The 23,081-nt window shown below is 73.0% G+C and carries 23 protein-coding genes; 10 read left to right on the top strand and 13 right to left on the bottom strand.

What is annotated here, in order from left to right:
• Positions 1-70: 70 nt before the first annotated feature.
• Both ACFP2E_RS16630 and ACFP2E_RS16635 read right to left on the bottom strand, forming a co-directional pair.
• Positions 71-949 (bottom strand): glutamate ABC transporter substrate-binding protein, encoded by an 879-nt coding sequence (locus ACFP2E_RS16630; RefSeq protein WP_378523921.1) that lies wholly within the window; start codon positions 947-949, stop codon positions 71-73.
• An 80-nt stretch (positions 950-1,029) separates the two neighbouring features.
• Positions 1,030-1,782 (bottom strand): amino acid ABC transporter ATP-binding protein, encoded by a 753-nt coding sequence (locus ACFP2E_RS16635; protein WP_378524179.1) that lies wholly within the window; start codon positions 1,780-1,782, stop codon positions 1,030-1,032.
• A gap of 157 nt (positions 1,783-1,939) precedes the next feature.
• Here ACFP2E_RS16635 and miaB point away from each other — a divergent pair, with 157 nt between their 5' ends.
• The gene (miaB, locus tag ACFP2E_RS16640; protein ID WP_378523922.1) at positions 1,940-3,439 is read left to right on the top strand and encodes a tRNA (N6-isopentenyl adenosine(37)-C2)-methylthiotransferase MiaB; all 1,500 of its coding nucleotides are present in this window, start codon (positions 1,940-1,942) and stop codon (positions 3,437-3,439) included.
• Here the strand turns inward: miaB and ACFP2E_RS16645 are convergent, their stop codons facing one another.
• The 7 genes from ACFP2E_RS16645 to ACFP2E_RS16675 form a co-directional block, all read right to left on the bottom strand.
• Positions 3,440-4,546, bottom strand: coding sequence for an oxidoreductase (locus ACFP2E_RS16645; protein WP_378523923.1), 1,107 nt, complete (start codon positions 4,544-4,546; stop codon positions 3,440-3,442).
• A 135-nt stretch (positions 4,547-4,681) separates the two neighbouring features.
• Positions 4,682-4,984: a hypothetical protein gene (locus ACFP2E_RS16650; protein ID WP_378523924.1), complete on the bottom strand. Its 303-nt coding sequence runs from the start codon at positions 4,982-4,984 to the stop codon at positions 4,682-4,684.
• A complete protein-coding gene (locus ACFP2E_RS16655; RefSeq protein WP_378523925.1) occupies positions 4,981-5,208 on the bottom strand; it encodes a hypothetical protein in 228 nt (75 codons plus the stop codon). Before ACFP2E_RS16655 ends, ACFP2E_RS16650 begins: the two co-directional genes overlap by 4 nt.
• Positions 5,159-5,674 (bottom strand): NUDIX domain-containing protein, encoded by a 516-nt coding sequence (locus ACFP2E_RS16660; protein ID WP_378523926.1) that lies wholly within the window; start codon positions 5,672-5,674, stop codon positions 5,159-5,161. Before ACFP2E_RS16660 ends, ACFP2E_RS16655 begins: the two co-directional genes overlap by 50 nt.
• A gap of 8 nt (positions 5,675-5,682) precedes the next feature.
• On the bottom strand, positions 5,683-5,877 hold the full coding sequence (locus ACFP2E_RS16665) for a hypothetical protein (RefSeq protein ID WP_378523927.1): 195 nt from the start codon (positions 5,875-5,877) through the stop codon (positions 5,683-5,685).
• A gap of 37 nt (positions 5,878-5,914) precedes the next feature.
• On the bottom strand, positions 5,915-6,166 hold the full coding sequence (locus ACFP2E_RS16670; RefSeq protein WP_378523928.1) for a hypothetical protein: 252 nt from the start codon (positions 6,164-6,166) through the stop codon (positions 5,915-5,917).
• On the bottom strand, positions 6,166-6,405 hold the full coding sequence (locus ACFP2E_RS16675; RefSeq protein WP_378523929.1) for an antitoxin: 240 nt from the start codon (positions 6,403-6,405) through the stop codon (positions 6,166-6,168). Before ACFP2E_RS16675 ends, ACFP2E_RS16670 begins: the two co-directional genes overlap by 1 nt.
• Before the next feature lie 61 nt (positions 6,406-6,466).
• On the opposite strand from ACFP2E_RS16675, the gene miaA reads away from it, so the two are divergent.
• The 6 genes from miaA to ACFP2E_RS16705 all read left to right on the top strand — a co-directional run bounded on the left by miaA (position 6,467) and on the right by ACFP2E_RS16705 (position 11,515).
• Positions 6,467-7,462, top strand: coding sequence for a tRNA (adenosine(37)-N6)-dimethylallyltransferase MiaA (gene miaA / locus ACFP2E_RS16680; protein WP_378523930.1), 996 nt, complete (start codon positions 6,467-6,469; stop codon positions 7,460-7,462).
• A gap of 48 nt (positions 7,463-7,510) precedes the next feature.
• Positions 7,511-8,443, top strand: a complete 933-nt coding sequence (locus ACFP2E_RS16685) for a helix-turn-helix domain-containing protein (protein WP_378523931.1) — start codon at positions 7,511-7,513, stop codon at positions 8,441-8,443.
• A complete protein-coding gene (locus tag ACFP2E_RS16690) occupies positions 8,440-8,985 on the top strand; it encodes a dihydrofolate reductase family protein (protein WP_378523932.1) in 546 nt (181 codons plus the stop codon). Before ACFP2E_RS16685 ends, ACFP2E_RS16690 begins: the two co-directional genes overlap by 4 nt.
• A gap of 132 nt (positions 8,986-9,117) precedes the next feature.
• Complete coding sequence (locus ACFP2E_RS16695) at positions 9,118-9,768, top strand: pyridoxamine 5'-phosphate oxidase family protein (protein WP_378523933.1); 651 nt, start codon at positions 9,118-9,120, stop codon at positions 9,766-9,768.
• A gap of 73 nt (positions 9,769-9,841) precedes the next feature.
• Positions 9,842-10,660 (top strand): diaminopimelate epimerase, encoded by an 819-nt coding sequence (dapF, locus tag ACFP2E_RS16700; RefSeq protein ID WP_378523934.1) that lies wholly within the window; start codon positions 9,842-9,844, stop codon positions 10,658-10,660.
• Positions 10,661-10,738: 78 nt separating this feature from the next.
• The gene (locus ACFP2E_RS16705) at positions 10,739-11,515 is read left to right on the top strand and encodes an SDR family NAD(P)-dependent oxidoreductase (RefSeq protein WP_378523935.1); all 777 of its coding nucleotides are present in this window, start codon (positions 10,739-10,741) and stop codon (positions 11,513-11,515) included.
• Positions 11,516-11,600: 85 nt separating this feature from the next.
• Here ACFP2E_RS16705 and ACFP2E_RS16710 read toward each other — a convergent pair whose 3' ends face one another.
• The 3 genes from ACFP2E_RS16710 to ACFP2E_RS16720 all read right to left on the bottom strand — a co-directional run bounded on the left by ACFP2E_RS16710 (position 11,601) and on the right by ACFP2E_RS16720 (position 18,088).
• Positions 11,601-14,801, bottom strand: a complete 3,201-nt coding sequence (locus tag ACFP2E_RS16710) for a hypothetical protein (RefSeq protein WP_378523936.1) — start codon at positions 14,799-14,801, stop codon at positions 11,601-11,603.
• A 96-nt stretch (positions 14,802-14,897) separates the two neighbouring features.
• Positions 14,898-15,569 carry a nucleoside/nucleotide kinase family protein gene (locus ACFP2E_RS16715; protein ID WP_378523937.1) on the bottom strand — a complete coding sequence of 224 codons (672 nt, stop codon included), beginning with the start codon at positions 15,567-15,569 and terminating at the stop codon, positions 14,898-14,900.
• 17 nt (positions 15,570-15,586) lie between these two features.
• On the bottom strand, positions 15,587-18,088 hold the full coding sequence (locus ACFP2E_RS16720) for an FAD-dependent oxidoreductase (protein ID WP_378523938.1): 2,502 nt from the start codon (positions 18,086-18,088) through the stop codon (positions 15,587-15,589).
• Between the two features lie 183 nt (positions 18,089-18,271).
• Between ACFP2E_RS16720 and ACFP2E_RS16725 the strand changes: the two genes are divergently transcribed.
• Both ACFP2E_RS16725 and hflX read left to right on the top strand, forming a co-directional pair.
• On the top strand, positions 18,272-18,718 hold the full coding sequence (locus tag ACFP2E_RS16725; RefSeq protein WP_378523939.1) for an SRPBCC family protein: 447 nt from the start codon (positions 18,272-18,274) through the stop codon (positions 18,716-18,718).
• Positions 18,719-18,848: 130 nt separating this feature from the next.
• The gene (gene hflX, locus ACFP2E_RS16730) at positions 18,849-20,426 is read left to right on the top strand and encodes a GTPase HflX (RefSeq protein WP_378523940.1); all 1,578 of its coding nucleotides are present in this window, start codon (positions 18,849-18,851) and stop codon (positions 20,424-20,426) included.
• Between the two features lie 70 nt (positions 20,427-20,496).
• Here the strand turns inward: hflX and ACFP2E_RS16735 are convergent, their stop codons facing one another.
• Positions 20,497-21,966 (bottom strand): PhoX family protein, encoded by a 1,470-nt coding sequence (locus tag ACFP2E_RS16735; protein WP_378523941.1) that lies wholly within the window; start codon positions 21,964-21,966, stop codon positions 20,497-20,499.
• 172 nt (positions 21,967-22,138) lie between these two features.
• Here ACFP2E_RS16735 and ACFP2E_RS16740 point away from each other — a divergent pair, with 172 nt between their 5' ends.
• A complete protein-coding gene (locus tag ACFP2E_RS16740) occupies positions 22,139-22,882 on the top strand; it encodes an SGNH/GDSL hydrolase family protein (RefSeq protein WP_378523942.1) in 744 nt (247 codons plus the stop codon).
• Positions 22,883-23,081 lie beyond the last annotated feature (199 nt).

Consider the following 23,081-nt stretch of genomic DNA (forward strand, 5'->3'; position numbering starts at 1 on the left):
CTCTCCGGGAGCCGGGTCGCGGCGCCGCCAGAGCGGCGGCACCGCGACCCTCAGTCGTTCGGTCAGGCGGTCAGGCGCAGGTGTCGGGCTCGGGGAGCTCGGGGGTCTGGCTGCCCTCGACCTGTCCGGCCGTGTCCTCCCAGGCCTGGAGGTAGGCGTCCTCGTTCTCCTGGAGCGTCTCGTTGATGAACTCGCAGAAGGCGGTGTCGCCCTTCTCGATGCCGATGCCGTAGGGCTCCTCGGTGAACTGCTCACCGACCAGCTGGAACTCGCCGTCCGACTCGCCGACGAAGCCGGCGAGGATGACGTTGTCGGTGGTGACGACGTCGACCTGGCCGTTGCTCAGCGCGCTCGCGCACTTGTCGTAGACGTCGAACAGCACCAGCTGGTCGTCGCTGGCGAGGTACTCCTCGATGTTGACCGACGGCGTCGAGCCGGTCACGGTGCAGACCTTCGCGTCGGGGTTCTCGGCGATGTCCTCCGGGCCGGAGAAGCGGTCGTCGTCCGAGCGGGTCATCAGCATCTGGCCGGCGTTGTAGTACGGGCCGGCGAAGGAGATGCGCTCCTTGCGCTCGTCGTTGATGGTGTACGTCGCGACGACGAAGTCGACCTCGCCGTTCTCGATGACCTGCTCACGGATGTCGGAAGGGGTCTCCTTCCACTCGATGTCCTCCGGAGCGATGCCCATCTCGGCCGCGATGATCTTGGCGACCTCGACGTCGAAGCCCTCGGGCTCGCCCTCGAGGTTCTGCAGGCCGAAGCCGGGCTGGTCGAACTTGGTGCCGATGGTGACGGTGCCGCGCTCGGCGATCTCGGCCATGGTCGTGCCCGACTCGAAGTCGGTGTCCTGCGCGACCTCGACCTCGCCGCCGTCGTCCCCGCCACAGGCGGCGAGCACGAGCGCCAGCCCGAGCCCGGCGACGGCGCCCTTGGTCCTGGTGAAACGCATCTTCATCTCCTTTGTGTCCCGAGCCGGCACTCCGGCCCCCGTTGGTGGGTCGTGCAGTTGTGTTCGGTTCCGGCCCGTTCTCAGTGCTTCAGGATCTTGCCGAGGAAGTCCTTGGCGCGGTCCGTCTGCGGGTTGGTGAAGAACTCCTCGGGGGTGTTCTCCTCGACGATGGCCCCGTCGGCCATGAAGAGCACGCGGTCGGCGGCGGTGCGGGCGAAGCCCATCTCGTGGGTCACGACGACCATGGTCATGCCGCGCTCGGCGAGGTCGACCATGACGTCGAGGACCTCCTTGATCATCTCGGGGTCCAGCGCGGAGGTGGGCTCGTCGAAGAGCATCACCTTCGGCTCCATCGCCAGCGCCCGCGCGATCGCGACGCGCTGCTGCTGGCCGCCCGAGAGCTGGGCGGGGTACTTGTTCGCCTGGTGGGCGACGCCGACGCGGTCGAGCAGCTCCTGGGCGCGCTTCTCCGCCTCGTCCTTCTTCTTGCCCCGGACCTTGATCGGGCCGAGGGTGACGTTCTCGAGGATCGTCTTGTGGGCGAAGAGGTTGAAGCTCTGGAAGACCATCCCGACCTCGGCGCGCAGCGAGGCGAGGCCCTTGCCCTCATCGGGCAGCGGCTTGCCGTCAAGGGTGATCGTCCCCTCCTGGATCGTCTCCAGTCGGTTGATCGCGCGGCAGAGCGTGGACTTGCCCGACCCCGACGGTCCGATGACGACGACGACCTCGCCGCGGTCGATGCTGACGTTGATGTCCTGGAGGACGTGCAGCTCGCCGAACCACTTGTTCACGTTCTCGAGCACCACCAGCGGCTGCCCCTGGGCGGCCGACATGCCCTCCGTCTGCTCCACGGTCATGTTTTTCAACCTATCGGCATTTACCGGGCAGTTGCCACGCCGGTCGGTCCAGACCGTTGCAGGTGTCGGCGTACCGTCACCTCCCCGTCACGATTCCGTGACTGCACTGGGGCCGTCCTACCCTTGACACGTCATGTCTGAGGCAGCCCCCCGCACCTACGAGGTCCGCACCTACGGGTGCCAGATGAACGTCCACGACTCCGAGCGGCTCACCGGCCTGCTGGAGGACGCGGGGTACGCCGCGGCTCCGGACGGTGAGCAGGCGGATGTCGTCGTCTTCAACACCTGCGCCGTCCGCGAGAACGCCGACAACCGGCTCTACGGCAACCTCGGCCACCTCGCGCCGATCAAGGCGAGGAAGCCCGGCATGCAGATCGCCGTCGGCGGCTGCCTCGCGCAGAAGGACCGCTCGACGATCGTCGAGAAGGCGCCGTGGGTCGACGTGGTCTTCGGCACCCACAACATCGGCTCGCTGCCGGCGCTGCTCGAGCGCGCCCGGGTCCAGGAGGAGGCGCAGGTCGAGATCCTCGAGTCGCTCGAGGTCTTCCCGTCCACGCTGCCGACCAAGCGTGAGTCGGCGTACGCCGCGTGGGTGTCGATCTCGGTCGGCTGCAACAACACCTGCACGTTCTGCATCGTCCCGTCGCTGCGCGGCAAGGAGCAGGACCGCCGGCCCGGCGACATCCTCGCCGAGGTCCGCGCGCTGGTCGCCGAGGGCGTCTCCGAGGTCACCCTGCTCGGCCAGAACGTCAACAGCTACGGCGTCGAGTTCGGCGACCGGCAGGCGTTCTCCAAGCTGCTGCGCGCCTGCGGCGAGATCGAGGGCCTCGAGCGGGTCCGCTTCACCTCGCCGCACCCCGCCGAGTTCACCGACGACGTCATCGCCGCGATGGCCGAGACGCCGAACGTGATGCCGCAGCTGCACATGCCGCTGCAGTCCGGCTCCGACACGGTGCTGCGGGCGATGCGCCGCTCCTACCGGCAGAAGAAGTTCCTCGGGATCATCGAGCGGGTCCGCGAGGCGATGCCGGACGCGGCGATCACCACCGACATCATCGTCGGCTTCCCCGGCGAGACGGAGGAGGACTTCCTCGAGACCATGAAGGTGGTCCGCGAGGCCCGCTTCTCCGGGGCCTTCACCTTCCAGTACTCCAAGCGGCCCGGCACCCCCGCGGCCGTGCTCGAGGACCAGGTCCCGCGCGAGGTCGTCCAGCACCGCTACGAGCGGCTGGTCGAGCTGGTCAACGACATCGCCTGGGACGAGAACAAGAAGCTGGTCGGCCGCCGGGTCGAGCTGATGGTCGCCGAGGGGGAGGGCCGCAAGGACGCCGAGACCCACCGGCTCTCCGGGCGGGGTCCCGACAACCGGCTCGTCCACTTCACGCCGGACTTCTCGGCGCTGGCGGAAGGGACCGCCGAGGTCCGCCCCGGCGACATGGTCACCGTCGAGGTCACCTACGCCGCGCCGCACCACCTCGTCGCCGACGGGCCGGTGCTCGACGTGCGGCGTACCCGCTCCGGCGACGCCTGGGAGGCCCGCACCTCCGGGCCGGCCGCCCCGCAGGGCGTCTCGCTCGGCATGCCGGCGGTCGGCGTGCCCGCCCCGCTCCCGGACGGGCCCGCCTGCCGCTGATCAGGAGAGGGTGCCCACCCGGCCCCCGCCGCCGGCCGCCCAGCAGGCGCCGTCGCGGGTGCAGTCGAGCGTGTGGAACGCCTCGTCGGACCACGTCGCCCAGGTGCGGCCGCCGTCGCGGCTGATGGCGGTGCCACCCTCGCCGCCGCCCTCGCCCACGGCCAGCACGGTCGCGCGACGGCCCTGCACCCATGCGGCGTCCTCGCCGAGGTGGGGGAGGTCGGCGCCGCCGGCCCACGAGCCCCCGCCGCTGCGGGTGACCGCGGCAGCGCCGGTGCCGTCGGCCGGTGCGGCGAAGTCGCCGCCCACCAGGACGCCGCGACGCGGGTTCTTCATCGCGAGCGCGAAGACGCCGGCGGCCTCGCCAGCGGCCAGCCCCGAGTCGGTGGCGTGCCAGGTGCGGCCGCGGTCGTCGGAGTGGAGGACTCGGGCCTGCTCGCCGCCGGTGCCGAACCAGGCGTGGCGGCCGGCGATCACGAGGCAGTCGCCGCTGGCGGAGAAGTTGTACTCACCGTCAGCGGCCGGCATCCCCTCGGTGGGGAGCACCTCCCAGCTGCGCCCGCCGTCGCGGGTGGAGATGACGCGGAACCTCCCGTCGACGGGGTCGCTCACGGCCAGCCCACGCTTGCCGCCGGGGAAGAAGTCGAGGCAGTTGTAGAACGCCGCCTCGTCGGTGTTGCGGAACGTCTCGGTCCAGCTCTCGCCGCCGTCGGTGGTGCGGTAGATCCGCGACGCCTCGCCCGGGCCGATCGCCAGGACGACCGCGGTGTCGCGGCCGCGGGCCTCGACGTCGCGGAGCATGAGCCCGTCGGTGCCGTCGGGCGTGACGTCGGTCCACGAGCCGCCGCTGTCGGTGGTGCGGAAGACCCGGCCGGCACCGCCGGAGACGCTGCCGCCGGTCACCCACGCCGTACGCCGGTTCACGGCGTCGAGGCCGCGGAAGGACTGGTCGGGGTCGACGACGGCGGTGGTCCAGCCGTTGTCGCGGGGACGGTCGCGGTCCGGGCGGTCGTCGCCCGGGGCGGCCGAGGCAACGGTGCCGGTGGCGGCGAGGCCGGCGGGTAGGAGGGCAAGGGTCAGGGCAAGGGTCCCGAGATGGTTGCGCATGCCGAGCACCCTGTCGCGGGTGCGCCGGGCTGTCCAGACCTGTGCGGGCGGTCGTCGCCGCCCTGCCTCCGGTCAGGGGGCCTCGAGGCTCAGGCGCTCAGCGCGCCTTCGCACCTCGACCACCGGCTCGGGCAGTCAGACCTCGTCGTCGGCGCGGGGGTCGACCGAGGAGTAGCCCGACTTCGGCGGGATGCCCTCGGGGTTCTCCTCGACCTGGCCCGGCCGCTGCTCGGGGGGCACGTCGGCGTCCGGGTCGCGCTCCTGCGGGGTGGTGTCGCGCATCCCGTCGGTCTCGCCTCCGGGGCCGACCCGCTCGCTGCTCACGCCCATGTCGCCGGCGGCGCCCTCGGGGCCGGTCGCGTTGGGCTGCGACTGCCGCAGCTCCTCCTCGCCGGGCTGCCCTGGCTGCTCCGGATGCTCCGGCTGCTCCGGCGTCACGCCGGCGTCTCCTCGGTCGGGTTGCTCGCGCCGTCGGAGGTCGGACCGTCGTCGGTCTCCTCCGGCTGGGCGAGCTCCTCCGGCTCACCGCCGATGGCCGGGTTGGCCTGGAGGTCGGGCACCGCGGGTGGGATGTCCTTCTCCTCGATGGCGTCGACGCCACCGGGATTGGGTTCACCCGGCTCGATCTCGGGTTCGGGCATCGGGCCCAGGTCTGAGCTCATCGGTCTGCTCCTCCCTCGCAGCAGGGAATCCGAAGGTCGTGTAGGGAGTGGTGATACCCAGCCGGAGCGCCTCCAACACGCGGCGCTCGTGCGGCACCACCGGGTCGGGCAGCGTGTCCAGGCGGAACCACCCCATGTCGGCGCACTTGTGGGGCTCCACGATGCGCGGCTCCCCGGTCCAGGACCGGGCGGTGAAGAAGAAGTCGATCCGCTCGTCGATCGGCTCGCCACCACGGGTCCGGTGCATGGAGGTCACGAACTCCAGCGCCAGGTCCGTCACGTCGATCTCCTCGGCGGCCTCGCGGTGGATAGCGTCGTACGCCGTCTCGCCCTTCTCCACGTGACCGGCCGCGGCGGCGGCCCAGTGGCCGTCCATGAAGCCGGTGTTCTGCCGCAGCTGCAGCAGCACCTCCGGCCCGGCCACGCCGTCGCGCAGCAGGAACACGTAGGCCGCCGGGACGACCACGAAGCGGTCTACGGCGCACCGTCCTCGACCTCGGCCGCCTCGTCGTGCGGGGTGTGGGCGGGCTCGCCGGTGGCCTCGAACTCCGTGCCGGTGTCGCCGGAGACGGGGGCGTCGGGCTCGTACTCCTCGGGGTCGTGGCGCGCCTCCTCCGCGTCGTCGAGCTCCACGAGCTCCTCGAGATCGTCGGCGGACTTCTCGGTCATGCGTCCTCCTCGCGGTCGTGCGGCTGGTGTGGCGGGCCTACTGGCTGGGCTGGTCGAGCGAGGTCTCGGCGTTCTCCGCCTGGAGCGCGGCCTCGACCTGGGACTGGCCCTCCTCGCCGGGGCCGGGCTCGTGCGCCTCGCCCTCCTCGCGGCGGGTGACCCGCTGGACCTCCGGGCCCGGGTCGGGCGCCGGCTCGCCGGGCGTCACCGGCCCGTCGGGGGCGTCGGCGCGCTGCGGCCCGCCCGGCGGAGCCGGCGCGTCGAGCCGCTCGTCGCGCTCGTCCGCCATCAGGGGGTGCCTCCGGTCCCGCTGCTGCCGGGGCGACCGAGGTCGCCGTCGTCGCGGCCGTCGAGCTTCTCGAGGGCCTCCTTGGCCTTGGAGGCGCCGCCCCGGATCTTGTCGGAGTGCTTGCCCTTGGTCTTCTCGTCGAGCGTGCGGGCCGCCTTGTCGACGCCCTCCGCGACCTTGTCCCCGTGCTTGTCGACGGCCTCGGTCAGCTTCGCCCGGGCCTTGTCCAGGAAGCTCATCGCGCTCCTCTCGGGTCGGGTCGGCTCCTCGGGGGAACCCCTCCCTTGACACACTAGCCACATGACGAGCGGGCGCACGACGGGCTCCGTCCCGTCGTCCCGTCCCGCGGGCACTCCCTCCGGCCCCGCAGCCGACCAGGTCCCGATCGTCGCGGTCGTCGGCGCCACCGCCTCGGGCAAGACCGCCCTCTCGCTGGACCTGGCCGAGCGGCTCGACGGCGAGATCGTCAACACCGACGCGATGGCCGTCTACCGCGGCATGGACATCGGCACCGCCAAGCCGGCGCCGGCCGAGCGGCGCGGCATCCCGCACCACCTGCTCGACCTGCTCGACGTGGCCGAGCCGCTGACCGTCGCGGAGTTCCAGCAGCAGGCGCGGTCCGTGATCGCCGAGCTGCGCGGCCGCGGCGCGACGCCCGTGCTGGTCGGCGGCTCGGCGCTCTACACCCGCGCGATCCTCGACCGGTTCGAGTTCCCCGGCACCGACCCCGCCGTCCGCGAGCGGCTCGAGGGCGAGCTGGCCGAGGTCGGCTCCCGGGCGCTGCACCGCCGGCTCGCCGAGCGCGACCTCGAGGCCGCCGAGCGGATCCTGCCCGAGAACGGCCGCCGCGTCGTCCGCGCGCTCGAGGTCATCGAGATCACCGGCCGCCCGTTCAGCGCGTCGCTGCCCCGGCTGGAGTACGCCGACCCCGCGAGCGTCCAGATCGGCGTCGACATCGACCGGCCCACCCTCGACGCCCGGATCGAGCAGCGGGTGGACCGGATGTTCACCGACGGGTTCGTCGACGAGGTGGCCCGGCTGCGGGAGCAGGGGCTCGACGGCTCCCGCACCGCCGGGCGGGCGATCGGCTACCCCGAGGTGACGGCGTACCTCGACGGGGAGATCAGCCTCGACGAGGCCCGCGAGCGCACCGTGGTCGCGACCCGGCGGTTCGCGCGCCGGCAGGACGCCTGGTTCCGCAAGGACCCGCGCATCCACTGGGTGGCGTACGACGACCCCGAACGCGTGGCGAGGGCGCTGGACGCCGTGGCGGCCGCCCGGGGCGCCACCGACTGAGCAAGATCGGTCGGGCGCGGAAGGCCCACGCGGCGGCAGACTGGCCGCATGACCGAGACCTCCGGGCGCGACCGGCTCCGCGAGCTGCTCGACGCGGTGCTCGACGAGGAGCACCGGACCCTCGGCGACATGGCCGGCGGCGCCTTCGCCTCGCCGTTCCACTTCAGTCGCCAGCTCGCGCGGGGCGCCGGCGAGTCACCGGTCGCGCTGCGGCGCCGCGTGATGCTCGAGCGCGCCGCGTGGCAGCTGCGGCGGGGCGCGTCGGTGACCGAGGCGGCGTTCGCCGCCGGCTACGAGTCCGTCGAGGGCTTCAGCCGGGCGTTCACCCGCGCCCACGGGCACGCGCCGAGCGTCCCGGCGCCGCGGGACGGGCACTGGCTCCCGGCCCCGAACGGCATCCACTTCCACCCGCCCGCCTCGCTGTGGGTGCACACCACGGAGCAGCCCATGAGTCCCCTCACCGAGCAGCTGGTCGCCCACGACCTCGACGACACCCGCGACCTCCTCGACCTGGCCAAGCAGCTGCCGGACGCGGCGTACCGCGAACCCCGGCTGCCCGGCGCCGCCGTGGTCGGCTTCGACGGCCCCGACGAGTCGCTCGCGCAGGTGCTCGCCCACCTCGTCGCCACTAAGGAGGTGTGGCTCGCCGCGATCGAGGGCACCGACTTCCCGCCCCAGCGGGCCGACGACCCGGCAACGCTGATCGAGCGCCACGACGAGGTCGCGCCGCGGTGGCGGTCCGCCGTCGCCGACATCGAACGCCGCGGCGCCTGGGACGACCGGCTCATCGACGCGCTGTGCGACCCGCCGGAGTCGTTCGTGATGAGCAGCGTCGTCGCGCACGTGCTGACGTTCTCGGCCGCCCGCCGCAGCCTGGCGCGGCAGCTGGTCCGCGCGGCTGGCGGCGAGGTCGACGACGGCGACCCGATCCTGTGGCTGCGCCGGCGAATGGGCGAGGCGGCGGAAGGAGCCGGCCGATGACCCGCACCGTCTTCCACACCGCCACCACCCTCGACGGGTACCTCGCCGACGAGCACGACTCGCTCGCCTGGCTCTTCAAGCAGGAGCACGACGAGGAGGGGCCCCTCAGCTTCGGGGCGTTCTTCAAGGGGGTCGGCGCGATCGCGATGGGCGCGACCACCTACCAGTGGCTGCTCGACCACATGGCCACCTCGGGGGAGGGGTGGTCGTTCGAGCAGCCGACCTGGGTGTTCACGCACCGCACCTTCCCGGAGCCGGACGGCGACATCCGCTTCACCTCCGACGACGTGCGCGAGGTCCACGCGGAGATGGTCGAGGCCGCCGCCGGTCAGGACGTCTGGGTCTGCGGCGGGGGAGGCCTGGCCGCGCAGTTCGCCGGGGCCGGCCTGCTCGACGAGGTGGTCGTCGCGATCGCCCCGGTCACCCTGGGCGCGGGCCGGCCGCTGTTCCCCGGCCGGTTCGACCTGCGGCTGACCGAGCTCGCGCAGAACGGGGCCTTCGCGTGCGCCCGGTACGACGTGGTGGGCCCGCTCGCCGAGTGACCACAGGTTCACCAAGGTCCCGTGGTGGACCTGCACCTCCCAAGGGTCCTGCGCCACGGGATGTGCGGCTTCACCACGGGACCATGGTGAAGCCGCACGCTCCGGGCCGCGAGGACGGCGTACCGTGCGAGCGTGACCCAGCCGAACGCCGACCGCAGCACCTGGACCGGGATCGACAGCGCCGAGGAGCTCGCCGCGCTGCTCGGCGAGCCGAGCCAGCGGGCGCGCGACAAGACCCGACCGGCGCTCGTCGACCTGGACCGGGCGTGGCTGGCGGCGTCGCCGTTCTGCATCATCGCCACCGCGGCGGCCGACGGCAGCTGCGACGCCTCGCCGAAGGGCGACCCGGCGGGGCGGCTGGTGCACGTCCTCGACGACCGCACCCTCGCCATCGCCGAGCGGCCCGGCAACCGGCGTGCCGACGGCTACCGCAACCTGCTCGAGAACCCGCGGGTCGGGCTGATCTTCCTCATCCCCGGCCGCGGCGACACCCTCCGCGTCAACGGCCGGGCGCGGCTGGTGTGCGACGCGCCGTTCTTCGACGAGATGGTGGTCGACGGGCATCGGCCCGTGCTCGCGCTCGTGGTGGACGTCGAGGAGGTCTTCCACCACTGCCAGAAGGCGTTCCTGCGGTCGGGGCTGTGGGACCCGGAGACCTGGGACCCGATGGGCAGCGTGCCGCGCCGGGCCGTGCTGGCCAAGGAGCTCGACCGGGCGGACGCGACGCTGGCCGAGCTCGACGAGTACTACGGGCCGTCGTACGCCGAGAACCTCTACCGCTGACCCCGGTGGTCGGTGGCCGGGCTGCCGGTGGTCGACCCCGTGACTCTCGCGGGAAGTCGTGGACAATGACGCCATGAGCTACCCCTTCCTGAAGGGCCACGGCACCGAGAACGACTTCGTGCTGCTGCCCGACCACGACGGGACGCTCCACGGCGACCTCGACGCGGCCCGGGTGCGCGCCCTGTGCGACCGCCGCGCCGGGATCGGCGCCGACGGGGTGCTCCGCGTGGTCCGCACCAGCGTGTGGGACCCGAGCCAGGCCGACCAGGCGGAGTGGTTCATGGACTACCGCAACTCCGACGGCTCGACCAGCGAGATGTGCGGCAACGGCATCCGCGTCTTCGTCCGGCACCTCCTCGACGAGGGGCTGGTGCCGGCCGGCCAGCCGGTGCCGATCGCGACCCGCGACGGGATCAAGGTGCTGACCGCCGACGGCGACCGGGTCACCGCCGACATGGGGATGCCGAAGGTGCTCGGCGACACCACGGTCGGCGTCGAGGACCGGTCGTGGCCCGCGCGCCACGTCGACATGGGCAACCCGCACGCCGTCGCGCTCGTCGAGGACCTCGCGGACGCCGGGCTGCTGCTCGACGAGCCCACCTTCGACCCGCAGATCTACCCGTCCGGCGTCAACGTCGAGTTCTTCGTCCGGAGCGGCGAGCAGCACGTCTCGATGCGGGTCCACGAGCGAGGCTCGGGGGAGACCCGCTCCTGCGGCACCGGCGCCTGCGCGGTGGCGGTCGCCGCAGCGCTCGGCGACGACGCACCCCGTCCCGCGACGTACCGCGTCGACGTGCCGGGTGGGACGCTCCACGTCACCTGGACCGAGGACGACCGGGTGCTGCTGACCGGTCCCGCGGTCGTCGTCGCCCGTGGCACCACGGACCTCTGACGCCGACTTTGACGTCGTGTGGCTGAGGGCGTCACCCGCGACGGCCCCAGCCACACGACCGGCCTAGGATCTCGCCTCATGGACATCACCGGATCCTCCGCCATCGTCACCGGCGCCGCCTCGGGCATCGGCGCCGCCGTCGCCCGCGCGCTGGCCGCCCGCGGCGCCAAGGTCGTCGTCGCCGACGTGCAGGCCGACAAGGGCGAGGCGCTCGCCAAGGAGATCGGCGGCGTCTTCGTCCACGTCGACGTCACCGACACCGAGCAGATCAAGGCCGCCGTCGAGAAGGCCGGCGAGCTCGGCCCGCTGCGCGTCCTGGTCAACTCCGCCGGCATCGGCCCCGCCGCCCGCACCGTCGGCCGCGACGGCACCGTCGAGTCGGCCCACGACCTCGACCTCTACAAGAAGGTCATCGCGATCAACCTGATCGGCACCTTCGACGCGATCCGGATCGCCGGCACCGCGATGGGCAACCTCGAGCCGCTCGAGTCCGGCGAGCGCGGCGCGATCGTCAACATGGCGAGCGTGGCGGCGTTCGACGGCCAGATCGGCCAGGCGGCGTACTCCTCCTCCAAGGGCGGCATCGTCGGCATGACGTTGCCGGTCGCACGCGACCTCGCCGCCATCGCGGTGCGCGTCAACACCGTCGCCCCCGGCCTCATCGACACCCCGATCTACGGCGAGGGCGAGGCGGCCGAGGAGTTCAAGGCCCGGCTCGGCGCCAACGTGCTCTTCCCGAAGCGGCTCGGCCAGCCCGAGGAGCTCGCCTCGATGGTCGTCGAGTGCGTCACCAACTCCTACATGAACGGCGAGACGGTGCGCGTCGACGGCGGCATCCGGATGCCTCCCAAGTGAGCTGATCTCCCGCTGACGCCCGCGCGGGACGTCATACGGTCCGGTCGCAATAGCGACCGTTTCGTATGACGTCCCGCGTGCATTCTCAGGGCGTCACCGGGCGGTCCTCGGCGGGCGGATGCTCGGCGAGCGTGGCGCGGACCTGGTCGTAGACCCGCTGCCGGTACGCCGGCCGGTCGGCCGCGACCCGGTCGGCGGCGAGCTGCTCGACGAGGCTGACCAGCTCGCTGAGCACCCAGCCGGCGGGCGGCTCCTCGGCGGGGCCCTGGCCGGTGAGCATCGAGACCAGCCCGGCGATCTCGGCGATGGCGCTGTCGGGCTGCTCGGTGACGGCGGCCCGGAAGCCGTCGTACGTCGGGTGGTCGGCGACGGCCGCCGCCAGGGTGCGGCGGGCGGCGACCACCTTGCGGGCGTTGAAGCGGCCGAGGTCGCGGTAGGCGGCGAACTGGGCGGCGTGGAAGAACTGGTTGACCGTGCTGACCCGCGGGAAGGTCGGGTCGACCTCGCGGTAGGCGAGCAGCTGCGGCGGCATGTCCTCGGTGAGGGCGGGCTTGGTGTACCAGAGCAGCCCGATCCGCTCGGCCGACGCCTCGATGTCCTCCCGGCTGCCCGTCCACTCGGTCGGGTCGCCGTCGAAGCGGCGGACCAGGCCGAGGTTCACCGAGCGCGGCGAGTAGTCGCGGCCGGGCGAGGGGTCGCGGTCGGCGCGCAGCACGTCGAGGTTGAGCACCACCTGCGCGGCGCACTCGAGCTGGGCGAGGTCGATCGCCTTCGACACCGACGTGGCCAGGTTGCCCGGGCCGGCGTCGGCGTCGACGCAGACGACCTCGCGGTGGTGCGCGGTGCGCAGCAGCTCGACGAGCGCGGTGTTCTCCCAGTGGCCGCCGTCGCTGACGTAGACGAACAGGTCGCTGGGGTCGAACCAGCCGAGGAACTCCTTGAACAGGTAGCCCAGCCCGGGCCGCGGCAGCGGTCGCGGCGGCCGGCCCGCGTCGGCGCGAGCCCGCTCCTGGGCGGCGATCGTGGCGGCGTACCGCGGGTTGGGCAGCCAGGCGCCGAGCCGGACGTTCAGGAACGCCAGCACCATGCTGACCGGGCCGATCCGGAACCGCCCCATCGCCGGCGAGACCGCGGCGCCGGAGAGGCCCACCGCCATCATCGTCGTCAGCCGCGGGCGCAGCCGCGGCCGCAGCAGGTCGAGGTCCTCGGTCGTGCAGGCGTAGCGCTGCCACAGCCCGTCCTCCTCGACCGGCGCGAACATCTGCACCTGCCGCGGCGTGAAGGTGACGCTGAGTGCGGGGATGCCGTAGTGGGTGCGGACCTGCCGGCCGGTGACGGTGGCGGCCGCGCAGATCGTCAGGGGCGTGCCGATGCCCTCGTCCCGGCCGGCGGGCGCGGGCCCACGGACTTCGAGCGCGGACAGGCTGGGCTCCACCCGTTCGTCGTCGGGCGCGAGGTCGTTGTCGACGTACGCCCGGGCGTGCACGCCGGCCTCACCGACACCGCCGACGACGCGGTACGTCGCGAACGCCGACCGCAGCCGGCCGCGGTAGTACGCCGAGAGCGACCAGAACTCCGCGGTGCCGCCGAGGTGGAGCGCGAGCAGCACGACGGCGACCACCACGACCGCGCCCACCGGCCGGTCGTCGGGCGCGGTCACCATCGCCGACAGCGCCCAGCGGCAGAGCAGGAAGAGCAGCAGCAGCGCGAACAGCAGGCCGGCCAGCAGCGGCGCCACCCGGGCCAGCGGCCGGCGCAGCAGCCGGAGCACGGCGGCGGCGGAGCCGAGCGCGCCGAGCGCGGCGACGACGTCGGTGAGCACACCCTGCGCGTCGACCGGCCGCCACAGCAGCGAGACCAGGAACGGCACCAGCCCCAGCAGCACCGCCAGCACGCCGGCGACGACGAGGCCGCCGTAGCCGAGGAACTTCGGGCCGAGCAGCCAGGTGGGCGGCTCCGAGCGGCCGAGGATCTCCACGACCTTGCTCGCGAGCACCCACACCAGCAGCGCGCCGAGGCCGAGGATCAGCCAGCCCAGGATCGGCCAGACGACCCGGCTCGGCTCGGTGACGCAGGGCTGGTCGAGCGCGACGTCGAGGCTGCGGTCGAGCCGCCAGGTGGGGCAGCCGATGCCGAAGTACCAGCGGTAGAACCAGCCGGTGAGCTGCGCGACCACCCACAGCGCCCCGAGGAAGACGAGCACGTTGAGGAGCAGCCCGGTGAGCACGGTGGCGACCACCGACGGCAGCCGGCGGGCCCGCCGGGGCGAGTCGGTCTCCGCGGCGGCGAGGGCGTCCTGCCCGGCGCCGCGGGGCGTGCGGGTGAGCAGGTAGCCGAGGTTGCCGCGCAGGTGCCGCTCCTCGGGACCCGGCTGCAGGCCGGCGCTCGCCCAGGGTGACGGCGCGTTGGGCGCGAGCGGGCGGGGTACGCCGCGCGCCAGGCTCCAGGCGCCCGCCATGTAGGAGCCGCCGGAGACCGACGTGACGTGGCCGGCGCGGCCCCAGCCGAGGTCGTCGTACCGCTCCAGCGCCTGCAGCGCGCCGAGCGCGATCGACGCGGCCCGCACCCCGCCGCCGGAGAACGCCAGCCCGAACCGCTCCTCGCCGGTGGTGCGCGACGGCGGGGGTGCGGTGGGGTCGCCTGAGCCGTCCGCACGGTCGGCGCAGCGCAGCACCTCGCGGACGTCGCGCCGCAGCAGCAGCGACAGCAGCCCGCCGGCGACGTAGGCGACCACCACGACGACGATCAGCCACTTCGCCCAGGCCGCGATCGCGATGGCCGGCCAGGCCCACGGGTCGCTGCCCTCGACGGCGTCGACGAGCAGCAGGTTCTCGACGACGTCGAGGACGCCGCCGCCCACGGTCAGACCGGCGAGGCCGGGGGCGGCGCGGCGGGCGGTGACGGTGCGGTACTCCCGGCCGGTCCACAGCGCCAGCAGCGTCAGCAGGACGGTCCAGCAGAAGACCAGGCCGAGGTCCCACAGCACCGCCGCCTGCAGCGCTTCGCTGCCGTAGTAGCCGACCCACGAGCGCGCTGCCTCCGCGGAGCCGGCCAGCTGCAGCGCCGCGATGCCGGGCCCGTCGATCGGCCCGCCGCCGGGGTCGTCGGGGGTGGCGCGCGAGGCGAAGAAGGCGCCGGCGGCGGTCAGGACGGCAGCGAGCAGGACCCGCTCCCACCAGCGCTCGCCCAGCGGCCGGGCCCCCGGTCGACCCTTCGGTCGACCCCGCTGCTGGCCCCCCGGAGCGTCGTCAGCCGGGGGAGGGGCTCCCGTGTCCTGCTGGTCCATGCGCCGACCACCCGTCTCCGGCGTACAGCCGGGAAGGCTGCTGTGACCAGTGTGGCCAGACGGCCCGGTGTGCCGCCATAGCCCGATCGGATCGGGCTAGCCCCCGACCGGGCGCCACCCCGTCAGGTCGAGCACGAGGTCGGCCCGGTCGCGGGCGGCCTCGACCAGCCGCGCATTCGGCTCGTCCACCCGGTCGACCCAGGCCCGGGCGGCGGCTGGCGGCTTGCCGAACGCCTCGTGCCGGGCCACCAGCCGGGTACGCCGCAACGCGTCGTCGACGACGACGTGCCAGACCGCGTCGAGCCGGGCCCGCGCCTGCGGCCACGGGTCGGCGTCGAGCAGCAGGTAGTTGCCCTCGGTGACGACCAGGCCGGCCGACGGCGGCACCGGCAGCGCCCCGGCCAGCGGCTGCTCGAGGTCCCGCTCGAACCCGGGCGCCATCACCACGTGGTCCGGCCGCTCCCGCAGCCGGGTCAGCAAGGCGGCGTACCCGTGGCCGTCGAAGGACTCCGGCGCGCCCTTGCGGTCGAGCAGCCCGCGTCGCGCGAGCTCGACGTCGGCGAGGTGGAAGCCGTCCAGCGGCACCACCGCCGCCTCGGGCCGCAGCGCCGCGAGCGCGGCCGCGAGCGTCGACTTGCCCGAGCCGGGGGCGCCGCTGATGCCGAGCAGCACCCGGTCGGCCGGGCCGGCCGGGTCCCCGCCGACCGGCTCGCCGACCAGCCCGTCGAGCAGGTCGGCCAGCTCCCGGCCGTCCGTCGAGACGGTCACCAGGCGGCCCACGCGCCCTAGACCTTGATGCGCTCGGAGGCCGGGTCGTACATCGGCCGCAGCGACACCTCGACCGGGTGGCGGGTGCCGGCGACGTCGACCTCCCACGTGCCGGAGCGCAGCCAGTCGGGCGTCACCGGCTCGCCGCCGCCGGAGACGAAGGCGAGCCCGACCGCGCCGCCGAGCGTCCAGCCGTACGACGCCGCGCGGACGTAGCCGACATCGACGCCGTCGCGGTAGACGATCTCCGCGTGGTACAGCAGCGGCTCGGCGTCGAGCACCCGCAGCTGCACCAGCCGCTGCGCCATCCCGCCGGCGGCCTGGTTGGCCTCCTTGCGGGCCAGTACCGCGTCGCGGCCGACGAAGCCGCCGGGCTTGTCGAGCGCGAGGGCGAACCCGAGGCCGACCTCGAGCGGGCAGTCGGTGTTGTCGATGTCGTGGCCGAAGTCGCGGTAGGCCTTCTCCATCCGCAGCGACGACAGCGCCTTGAGGCCGACCGGCCGGATGCCCTCGGGCTCGCCGGCCGCGAGCAGCGCGTCGTACACCCCGACGGTGTGGCCGGCCGGGACGTAGAGCTCGTAGCCGAGCTCGCCGAGGTAGGTGATGCGGACGCAGAGCACGTCGACGCCGGCGACCTCGATCCAGCGGGCGGCGCGGAAGCCGAAGGCGTCGGTCGACAGGTCGGCGCCGGTGACCTTGGCGAGCACGTCGCGCGAGCGCGGGCCCTGCAGGTTGAGCTGGCCGTACTTGTCCGTGACGTCGGTGACGAACGCGTCCGCGCCGGTGGCGGCGATCTGCCGCTCGAGCCAGGCCTGCGCGTGGCCGTGCGCGGTGTCGGAGGCGACGACGAGGAAGTCGTTGTCCTCGTGCTTGGTGACGGTGAGGTCGGCCTCGATCCGGCCGTCCTCGTCGAGCCACTGGGTGTAGGTGATCATCCCGGGCTCGCCGTCGACGGCGCCGGCGGAGACCCGGTCGAGCACCGCCCCGGCGTCGGGACCGTCGACCGCGAACTTGGCCATGAAGCTCATGTCCATCAGCCCGACGCCCTCGCGGACGGCGCGGTGCTCGGCCTCCCAGTGGGCGAACCAGGGCGCCCGCCCCCAGGTCGGCTCGGCGTACGCCGTCTCGCCGGCGCCGGCGAACCAGTCGGCGCCCTCCCAGCCGGACACCTCGCGCAGCAGGCCGCCGTGGGCGACCAGCCGGTCGTGGACCGGGGACAGCAGCCGGTCGCGGGCGCTGCGCAGCTGCTTGCCGGGAGTGTGGGCGGCGTAGACGGTGCCGAGGATCTCGGTGGTGCGGGCCGCCCGGTAGTCGTCGTCGGCCTGCCACGGCCGGAACCGGTCGACGTTGAAGCCGGTGACGTCCACGTCCGGCCGGCCGGTGGTGATCCAGTGCGCCAGCACCCGGCCGAGGCCGCCGGCGGAGAGGATGCCGACGGAGTTCATGCCGGCGGCGACGAAGTAGTTGCGGATGCCGGGCGCCTGGCCGACCGCGGGGGACAGGTCGGGGGTGAAGGACTCGGGGCCGCAGAAGAAGGTGCGGACGCCGACCTCGAGCGTGACCGGGACCCGCGCCATCGCCTTCTCCAGGAACGGCGCCATCCGGTCCCAGTCGGGCGGGATCGTGCCGAAGGAGAAGTCGCGCGGGATGCCCTCGACCTTCCACGGCGCGGCCTCGGGTTCGAAGAGGCCGACCATCATGCCGCCGCCCTCCTCGCGGTAGTAGCCGTAGGAGGCGGGGTCCTCGAACACCGGCGCGTTCGGGTCCATGCCCTCGATCGTGTCGGTGATCAGGTAGTAGTGCTCGGCCGCCTGGTTGGGGATCACCAAGCCGTTGCGGGCGCCGAGCTCGCGGGCCCACATGCCGGCGCAGTTGACGACGTACTCCGCCTCGATGCGGTGGCGCTCGCCCGAGCCTCCGGTCGAGCCCGTCGAGACCTCCACGCCCTTCACGAGGCCGCCGTCGACGAGCACGTCCTCGACGGTGACGCCCTCGAGGATGCGCACGCCGAGCTTCCGGGCGCCCTTGGCGAGCGCGGTCGTGACGTCGACCGGGTTGACCCGGCCGTCGCCGGGCACGTGGAAGCCGGCGAGCAGGTCGTCGGTCCGGGCCCACGGGAACAGGTCGGCCATCTCGCGCGGCGAGATCTCCTCGACCTCGAGGCCGAGGTGGCGCTGGAAGGCGGCGACCCGGCGGTACTCCTCGAGCCGGTCCTCGTCGGCAGCCGCCTCGATCAGCCCGACGGGCTTGAAGCCGGTCGACTGGCCGGTCTCCTCCTCGAGCCGTGCGTACAGCTCGCGCGAGTAGAGCCGGATCTTCGTCGAGGTCTCCGAGAAGGAGCCGAAGCAGGTCATCAGCCCGGCGGCGTGCCAGGTGGTGCCGGAGGTGATCCGGTCGCGCTCGAGGACAACGACGTCGGTCCAGCCCTCGTGGGCCAGGTGGTAGGCGATCGAGCAGCCGATGACGCCGCCGCCGACGATCACGACGCGGGCGCGGTCGGGGAGCGTGGGGGAGGTCACCGGGCCAACCTACTGCCGGGCGCGGCCGGTCGGCGCCGGGGTTTCCGCGCCCCTCTCTGGGCCCGCGGCGGGCCCTTCGCCCGCGGCGCCCCCGACCACGGTCCCGGCCGCGTGGGCAGTGGTGCTCTGCCGGGTGAGCGCCCACGGTCAGATGCTGGAGGTGACTCGAAAGGGGGTCCCGAGATGACCAAGGAGCTGCACAGGAGGAGCGTCCACATCGACGCTCCGGTGGACAAGGTCTTCGACTACGTCAAGGTCCCCGAGAACTTCCTCATGGGCTTCGGTGAGGACATGCGGCGCCACTCGGCGCTGGCGGAGGTCCACCTCACCCCCGACGGTCTGGGCTCGACCTTCCGGATGATGGGCCGGATGTTCCTGCTCTTCCACATGGAGTGGGTGTTCACCCGCGAGGAGTTCGTCCCGAACGAGCGCATCGTCGACCACGCCAACCTCGGCGGGGTGTGGACCCACACGTTCGCACCGGACGACACCGGCACGACGTACTCGCTGGCCTTCGGCTGGGCAGGCCCGGCGACGTGGCTCGGCGAGATGGCCGACCGCTTCAGCTGGAACGGCGACGAGGACCTCGACGCGATGCTGGCCCGCGTGAAGGAGGCGGTCGAGACCTGAGCCGCACCCCGGGGCGTGTCCCGGGGAGCGTGCCCCGGGAGCGTGTGGGAGGGAATCCGCGGCGCCGCGCGGGTGTTGAAGCCTTATCGGCTCGCACTCTGCGGTGCCGCGGACCTACCCTGAGAGGCATATGACGAACGCACGCGACTTCTCCCTCGAGGCCGAGCTGGCCGCCACCCGCGCCTGGGAGGACGAGGACTTCGAGGAAACCGGGGACGACGGCTACGAGCCGGCCCCCGACCTCGAGGCCGACGAGGACACCGACGGGGACACCGACTTCGAGAGCGGGTACGCCGACGAGGCACGCCGTCCTTCCTGGGCCGACGAGCCCGACCCCGAGGAGCTCACCACCGGTGACCTCGACCTGGCCGAGCGCCACGAGCTGCGCCGGGTGGCCGGGCTCCGCACCGACCTCGAGGACATCACCGAGGTCGAGTACCGCCAGCTCCGCCTCGAGCGGGTCGTCCTGGTCGGCGTGTGGACCGAAGGCACCGTCGACGACGCCGAGAACTCCATGGCCGAGCTCGCGCTGCTCGCCGAGACCGCCGGCTCGGAGGTGCTCGACGCGATCTACCAGCGGCGGCAGAAGCCCGACCCCGCGACGTACATCGGTCGCGGCAAGGTCGACGGCCTCCGCGAGATCGTGCAGGCCACCGGCGCCGACACCGTCATCTGCGACGGCGAGCTCGCCCCCTCGCAGCTGAGGAACCTCGAGGACCGCCTCAAGGTCAAGGTCGTCGACCGCACCGCGCTGATCCTCGACATCTTCGCCCAGCACGCGAAGTCCAAGGAGGGCCAGGCGCAGGTCGAGCTGGCGCAGCTGAACTACCTCAAGCAGCGGCTCCGCGGCTGGGGCGGCAACCTGTCCCGCCAGGTCGGCGGCCGGGTCGCCGGCGGCGCCGGCATCGGTGGCCGCGGTCCCGGTGAGACGAAGATCGAGACCGACCGGCGCCGGATCAACACCAAGATCGCCAAGCTGCGCCGCGAGCTCAAGGAGATGCGCGGCACCCGCGACACCAAGCGGCAGGAGCGGCGGCGCCACCACATCCCCAGCGTCGCGATCGCGGGCTACACGAACGCCGGCAAGTCGTCGCTGCTCAACCGGCTCACCAACGCCGGGGTGCTCGTCGAGGACGCGCTGTTCGCGACCCTCGACCCCACCACCCGGCGCACCACCACCGCCGACGGCCGCGTCTACACGATGAGCGACACCGTCGGGTTCGTCCGCCACCTGCCCCACCAGCTCGTCGAGGCGTTCCGCTCGACGCTGGAGGAGGTCGCCGACGCCGACCTGGTGCTCCACGTCGTCGACGGCTCCCACCCCGACCCGGAGGGGCAGATCTCCGCGGTGCGGGAGGTGTTCGCCGAGATCGGCGCCGGCGACGTGCCGGAGCTGGTCGTCATCAACAAGGCCGACGCGGCCGACCCGATGGTGCTGGCCCGGCTGCAGCAGCGCGAGCCCCACTCGGTCGTCGTCAGCGCGAAGACCGGCGAGGGCATCAAGGCCGCGCTCCAGGTCATCGAGGGCGAGCTGCCGCGGCCCGGCGTCGAGTTCAAGGCGCTGGTGCCCTACGAGCGGGGCGACCTGATCAACCGGCTCCACCAGCACGGCGAGATCGCCTCGATGGAGCACACCGGCGACGGCACGCTCGTCCACGGCCGCGCCAACGCGGACCTGGCCGGCGAGCTCGAGCCGTACGCCGTCTGACGCCGACCCGCCCGAAACTGAACGCTGCCCCGCCCGAAAGTTTCGGGCGGGGCAGCGTCATTTCAGGGCGTCAGCAGCCGATGCGGCCCCACGGGCCCCAGATCGCGAAGGTCATGCCCTTGCTGCTCTGGATGTTGACGAACAGCATCCGGCCGTCCGGGCTGAACGTCGAGCCGGCGAACTCGTCGCCGTACCGCGGCGTACCGGTGTTGCTCTCGAGCCGGTTCAGGGCGATGTCCCAGATCTTGCCGCGACGGGTCAGGCCCCGCAGGTAGTTGTCACCCGAGCTGTCCTCGCAGACGACGAGGGTGCCGCGCTTGGAGGTGGTCACGTTGTCGGGCATGTCGAGCGCGAGCGGACCGGGGGACTGGTAGACGCAGCGCAGGGTCTCGTTCTTGATGTTGTAGGCCCAGACCTGGCCGGAGCCCTGGCCGTAGCCGCCGCCCGTGCTGGCGGTGGTGTCGGGCTCGGCCGCGCCACCGCCCTGGGTGGAGGTGAAGAAGACCGTGCCGCGGTCGTACACCTGACCCTCGAGGCGCGAGAACAACGCCGCGCCCTTCGCCCAGCCCTGGCTGCTGACGTGGGTCAGCGCCGTGTTGTTCGGGGTCGGGGCGTCCGTGCCGGGCTCGTAGTCGTACTGGAAGTCGGGCTCGTCGATGTCGACCCAGACGACGTTGAACGTCGCTCCGTTGACCTTCTGCGCCTCCATGTGCGCGTTGTCGACGCCCTTGATCTTCAGCATCTGCAGCCGGCCGCCGTCCTTGAGGCGGCCCGCCTTCATCGGGTGTACCGGCGGGATGTAGCGGTAGAAGCCGGACGCGAAGCCGTAGTTGTCCTCGGTGAGGTAGAGGTGGCCGTTCTTCGGGTCGAACGAGACCGCCTCGTGGGCGAACCGGCCGGCGTGGGTCAGCGGCTTGCGGTCGGACTGGCCCTCGGCGGCGTCGTGGCTGACGGGCACCTCGAACACGTAGCCGTGCGGCTTCTTGAGGTCCTTGTTGGACTTGCCGGTGAAGTCGGGGCCGACGTCGGGACCGTTGACGGTCTCCTCGCAGGTCATCCAGGCGCCCCACGGCATCTCGCCGCCGGAGCAGTTCATCATCGTGCCGTTGAGGCTGGTGAAGGCGCGCTTCGCCTCGCCCTTGCGGTTGACGCGGATGGTGGTCGTGCCGCCACCTGCCATCTCGTCGTACGGGTCGCCCGGGCCGAAGGCCGGCATCGGGTTGTTGACCTCGTGGTTGCGGACCAGCAGGTAGTGGCCCTTGGGTCCGCGGAAGGAGCCCATGCCGTCGTGGCGGCCCGGCAGCATCGTGGAGTCGTCGAGGGTGACCGGCTCCTCGGTGTCGTGGAAGGAGCGGTACTGGAACCCCTCCGGCAGGTGGAGCCGGACCTTGCCGTCGCGCTCGTCCGGGATGGGGACGAGGTCGAAGGGCTGCGGGGGCTGGGCCTGGGCCGGCATCGCTGCCAGACCCGCGAAAGGCCCGCCCGCGGCGACCGTGGCGGCCGCGGAGGTCTTCAGAAGGGTTCGTCGGTCGAGGGACACGCGTGACTCCCAATCATTGGTTCAAGGTGAGGTGGATCACCGGGGAACCTAGCGGCTGATCGGCCGTTCGGGGCTCCTTCGTTCGGGTGATTCCGTCACCACCCGGTAACGGTGCGTTCTCGAAACGGTCAACCGCCTTCGCATCGGCGTGATCGTCACGCAGGATCTCCGGGTGAACGACGGGGGGAGGCTTCGCAGCGCGGCTCGTGACGAGTCCCGCGACGGCCGCGGCCACCGCGTCGTGGCCGTGTCGTTCGTCGTCCTCGTGGCGGCGGTGCTCGCGGTGCACGTCGCCGCACGGGCCGGCGGTGCGGACTCCTCCCGGTGCGAGCGGTTCGAGGCCGCCTCCGTCCTCCGGGCGCAGGCGGTGACGGGCTCCGGCTCGCGGGTGGTCGTCATCGGCGACTCCTACGCGGCCGGGCTGGGCCTGGACGACCCGACCGCCTCGTGGCCCGTGCAGCTGGACGGCACGGTCCACGTGGCGGGGTTCTCCGGGTCCGGCTTCAGCGCCCTCGCCAGCGGCTGCGGCCCGGCGGTGTCCTTCGCCGCCCGGGCCGCAGCCGCGGTGCGGGCCGCCGGCGACGGCTCGGAGGTGGGCCCAGCGCTGGTCGTGGTCGTCGAGGGCGGCCTCAACGACCACGACCAGCCGTCCAGGGCGATCCGGGCCGGGTTCGACCGGCTGATGACGGCGCTGGACGGCCACCGGGTCGTGGTGGTCGGACCGCCGTCGGCACCCGCCCGCCTCGCCGGCGTACCCCGCGTCGACCGGCTGCTCGCCGACCTCAGCGCCGAGCACGGCGTCGAGTACGTCGCCACCTCCGGCTGGACACTCGACTACCTCTCCGACGGCCTCCACCTCACCCCGGAGGGGCACCGCACCTTCGGCGACCTGGTCGATGACGCGATCCACGGCTGACCCGAGTCGGTGGTTGAGGTGCGAAGGCGCGCAGCGCCTGAGCCTCGAAACCCGGTGAGAGGCGCAGGGCCTGTCAATGGTCGGTGCCCTGCGTCTGTGCAGGGGTTTCGAGGCTCGGCCGTGATCGGCCTCGCACCTCAACCACCGGTGCCGCCCGACCACCGGTGCCGCCCGACCACCGGTGCCGCCCGACCACCGG

The organism is Nocardioides sp. GCM10027114, assembly GCF_042659625.1.
Classification (GTDB): Bacteria; Actinomycetota; Actinomycetes; order Propionibacteriales; family Nocardioidaceae; genus Nocardioides.

Bases quoted from the DNA above. Each gene is read 5' to 3' on its own strand.
- ACFP2E_RS16705 (WP_378523935.1), top strand. From the start codon at position 10,739: ATGGACATCACCGGATCCTCCGCCATCGTCACCGGCGCCGCCTCGGGC.
- ACFP2E_RS16675 (WP_378523929.1), bottom strand. From the start codon at position 6,405: ATGAGCTTCCTGGACAAGGCCCGGGCGAAGCTGACCGAGGCCGTCGAC.
- ACFP2E_RS16725 (WP_378523939.1), top strand. From the start codon at position 18,272: ATGACCAAGGAGCTGCACAGGAGGAGCGTCCACATCGACGCTCCGGTG.
- ACFP2E_RS16655 (WP_378523925.1), bottom strand. From the start codon at position 5,208: ATGAGCTCAGACCTGGGCCCGATGCCCGAACCCGAGATCGAGCCGGGT.
- ACFP2E_RS16710 (WP_378523936.1), bottom strand. From the start codon at position 14,801: ATGGACCAGCAGGACACGGGAGCCCCTCCCCCGGCTGACGACGCTCCG.
- dapF (WP_378523934.1), top strand. From the start codon at position 9,842: ATGAGCTACCCCTTCCTGAAGGGCCACGGCACCGAGAACGACTTCGTG.
- ACFP2E_RS16690 (WP_378523932.1), top strand. From the start codon at position 8,440: ATGACCCGCACCGTCTTCCACACCGCCACCACCCTCGACGGGTACCTC.
- ACFP2E_RS16645 (WP_378523923.1), bottom strand. From the start codon at position 4,546: ATGCGCAACCATCTCGGGACCCTTGCCCTGACCCTTGCCCTCCTACCC.
- ACFP2E_RS16685 (WP_378523931.1), top strand. From the start codon at position 7,511: ATGACCGAGACCTCCGGGCGCGACCGGCTCCGCGAGCTGCTCGACGCG.
- miaA (WP_378523930.1), top strand. From the start codon at position 6,467: ATGACGAGCGGGCGCACGACGGGCTCCGTCCCGTCGTCCCGTCCCGCG.
- hflX (WP_378523940.1), top strand. From the start codon at position 18,849: ATGACGAACGCACGCGACTTCTCCCTCGAGGCCGAGCTGGCCGCCACC.
- ACFP2E_RS16665 (WP_378523927.1), bottom strand. From the start codon at position 5,877: ATGACCGAGAAGTCCGCCGACGATCTCGAGGAGCTCGTGGAGCTCGAC.
- ACFP2E_RS16630 (WP_378523921.1), bottom strand. From the start codon at position 949: ATGCGTTTCACCAGGACCAAGGGCGCCGTCGCCGGGCTCGGGCTGGCG.
- ACFP2E_RS16670 (WP_378523928.1), bottom strand. From the start codon at position 6,166: ATGGCGGACGAGCGCGACGAGCGGCTCGACGCGCCGGCTCCGCCGGGC.
- miaB (WP_378523922.1), top strand. From the start codon at position 1,940: ATGTCTGAGGCAGCCCCCCGCACCTACGAGGTCCGCACCTACGGGTGC.
- ACFP2E_RS16635 (WP_378524179.1), bottom strand. From the start codon at position 1,782: ATGTCGGCCGCCCAGGGGCAGCCGCTGGTGGTGCTCGAGAACGTGAAC.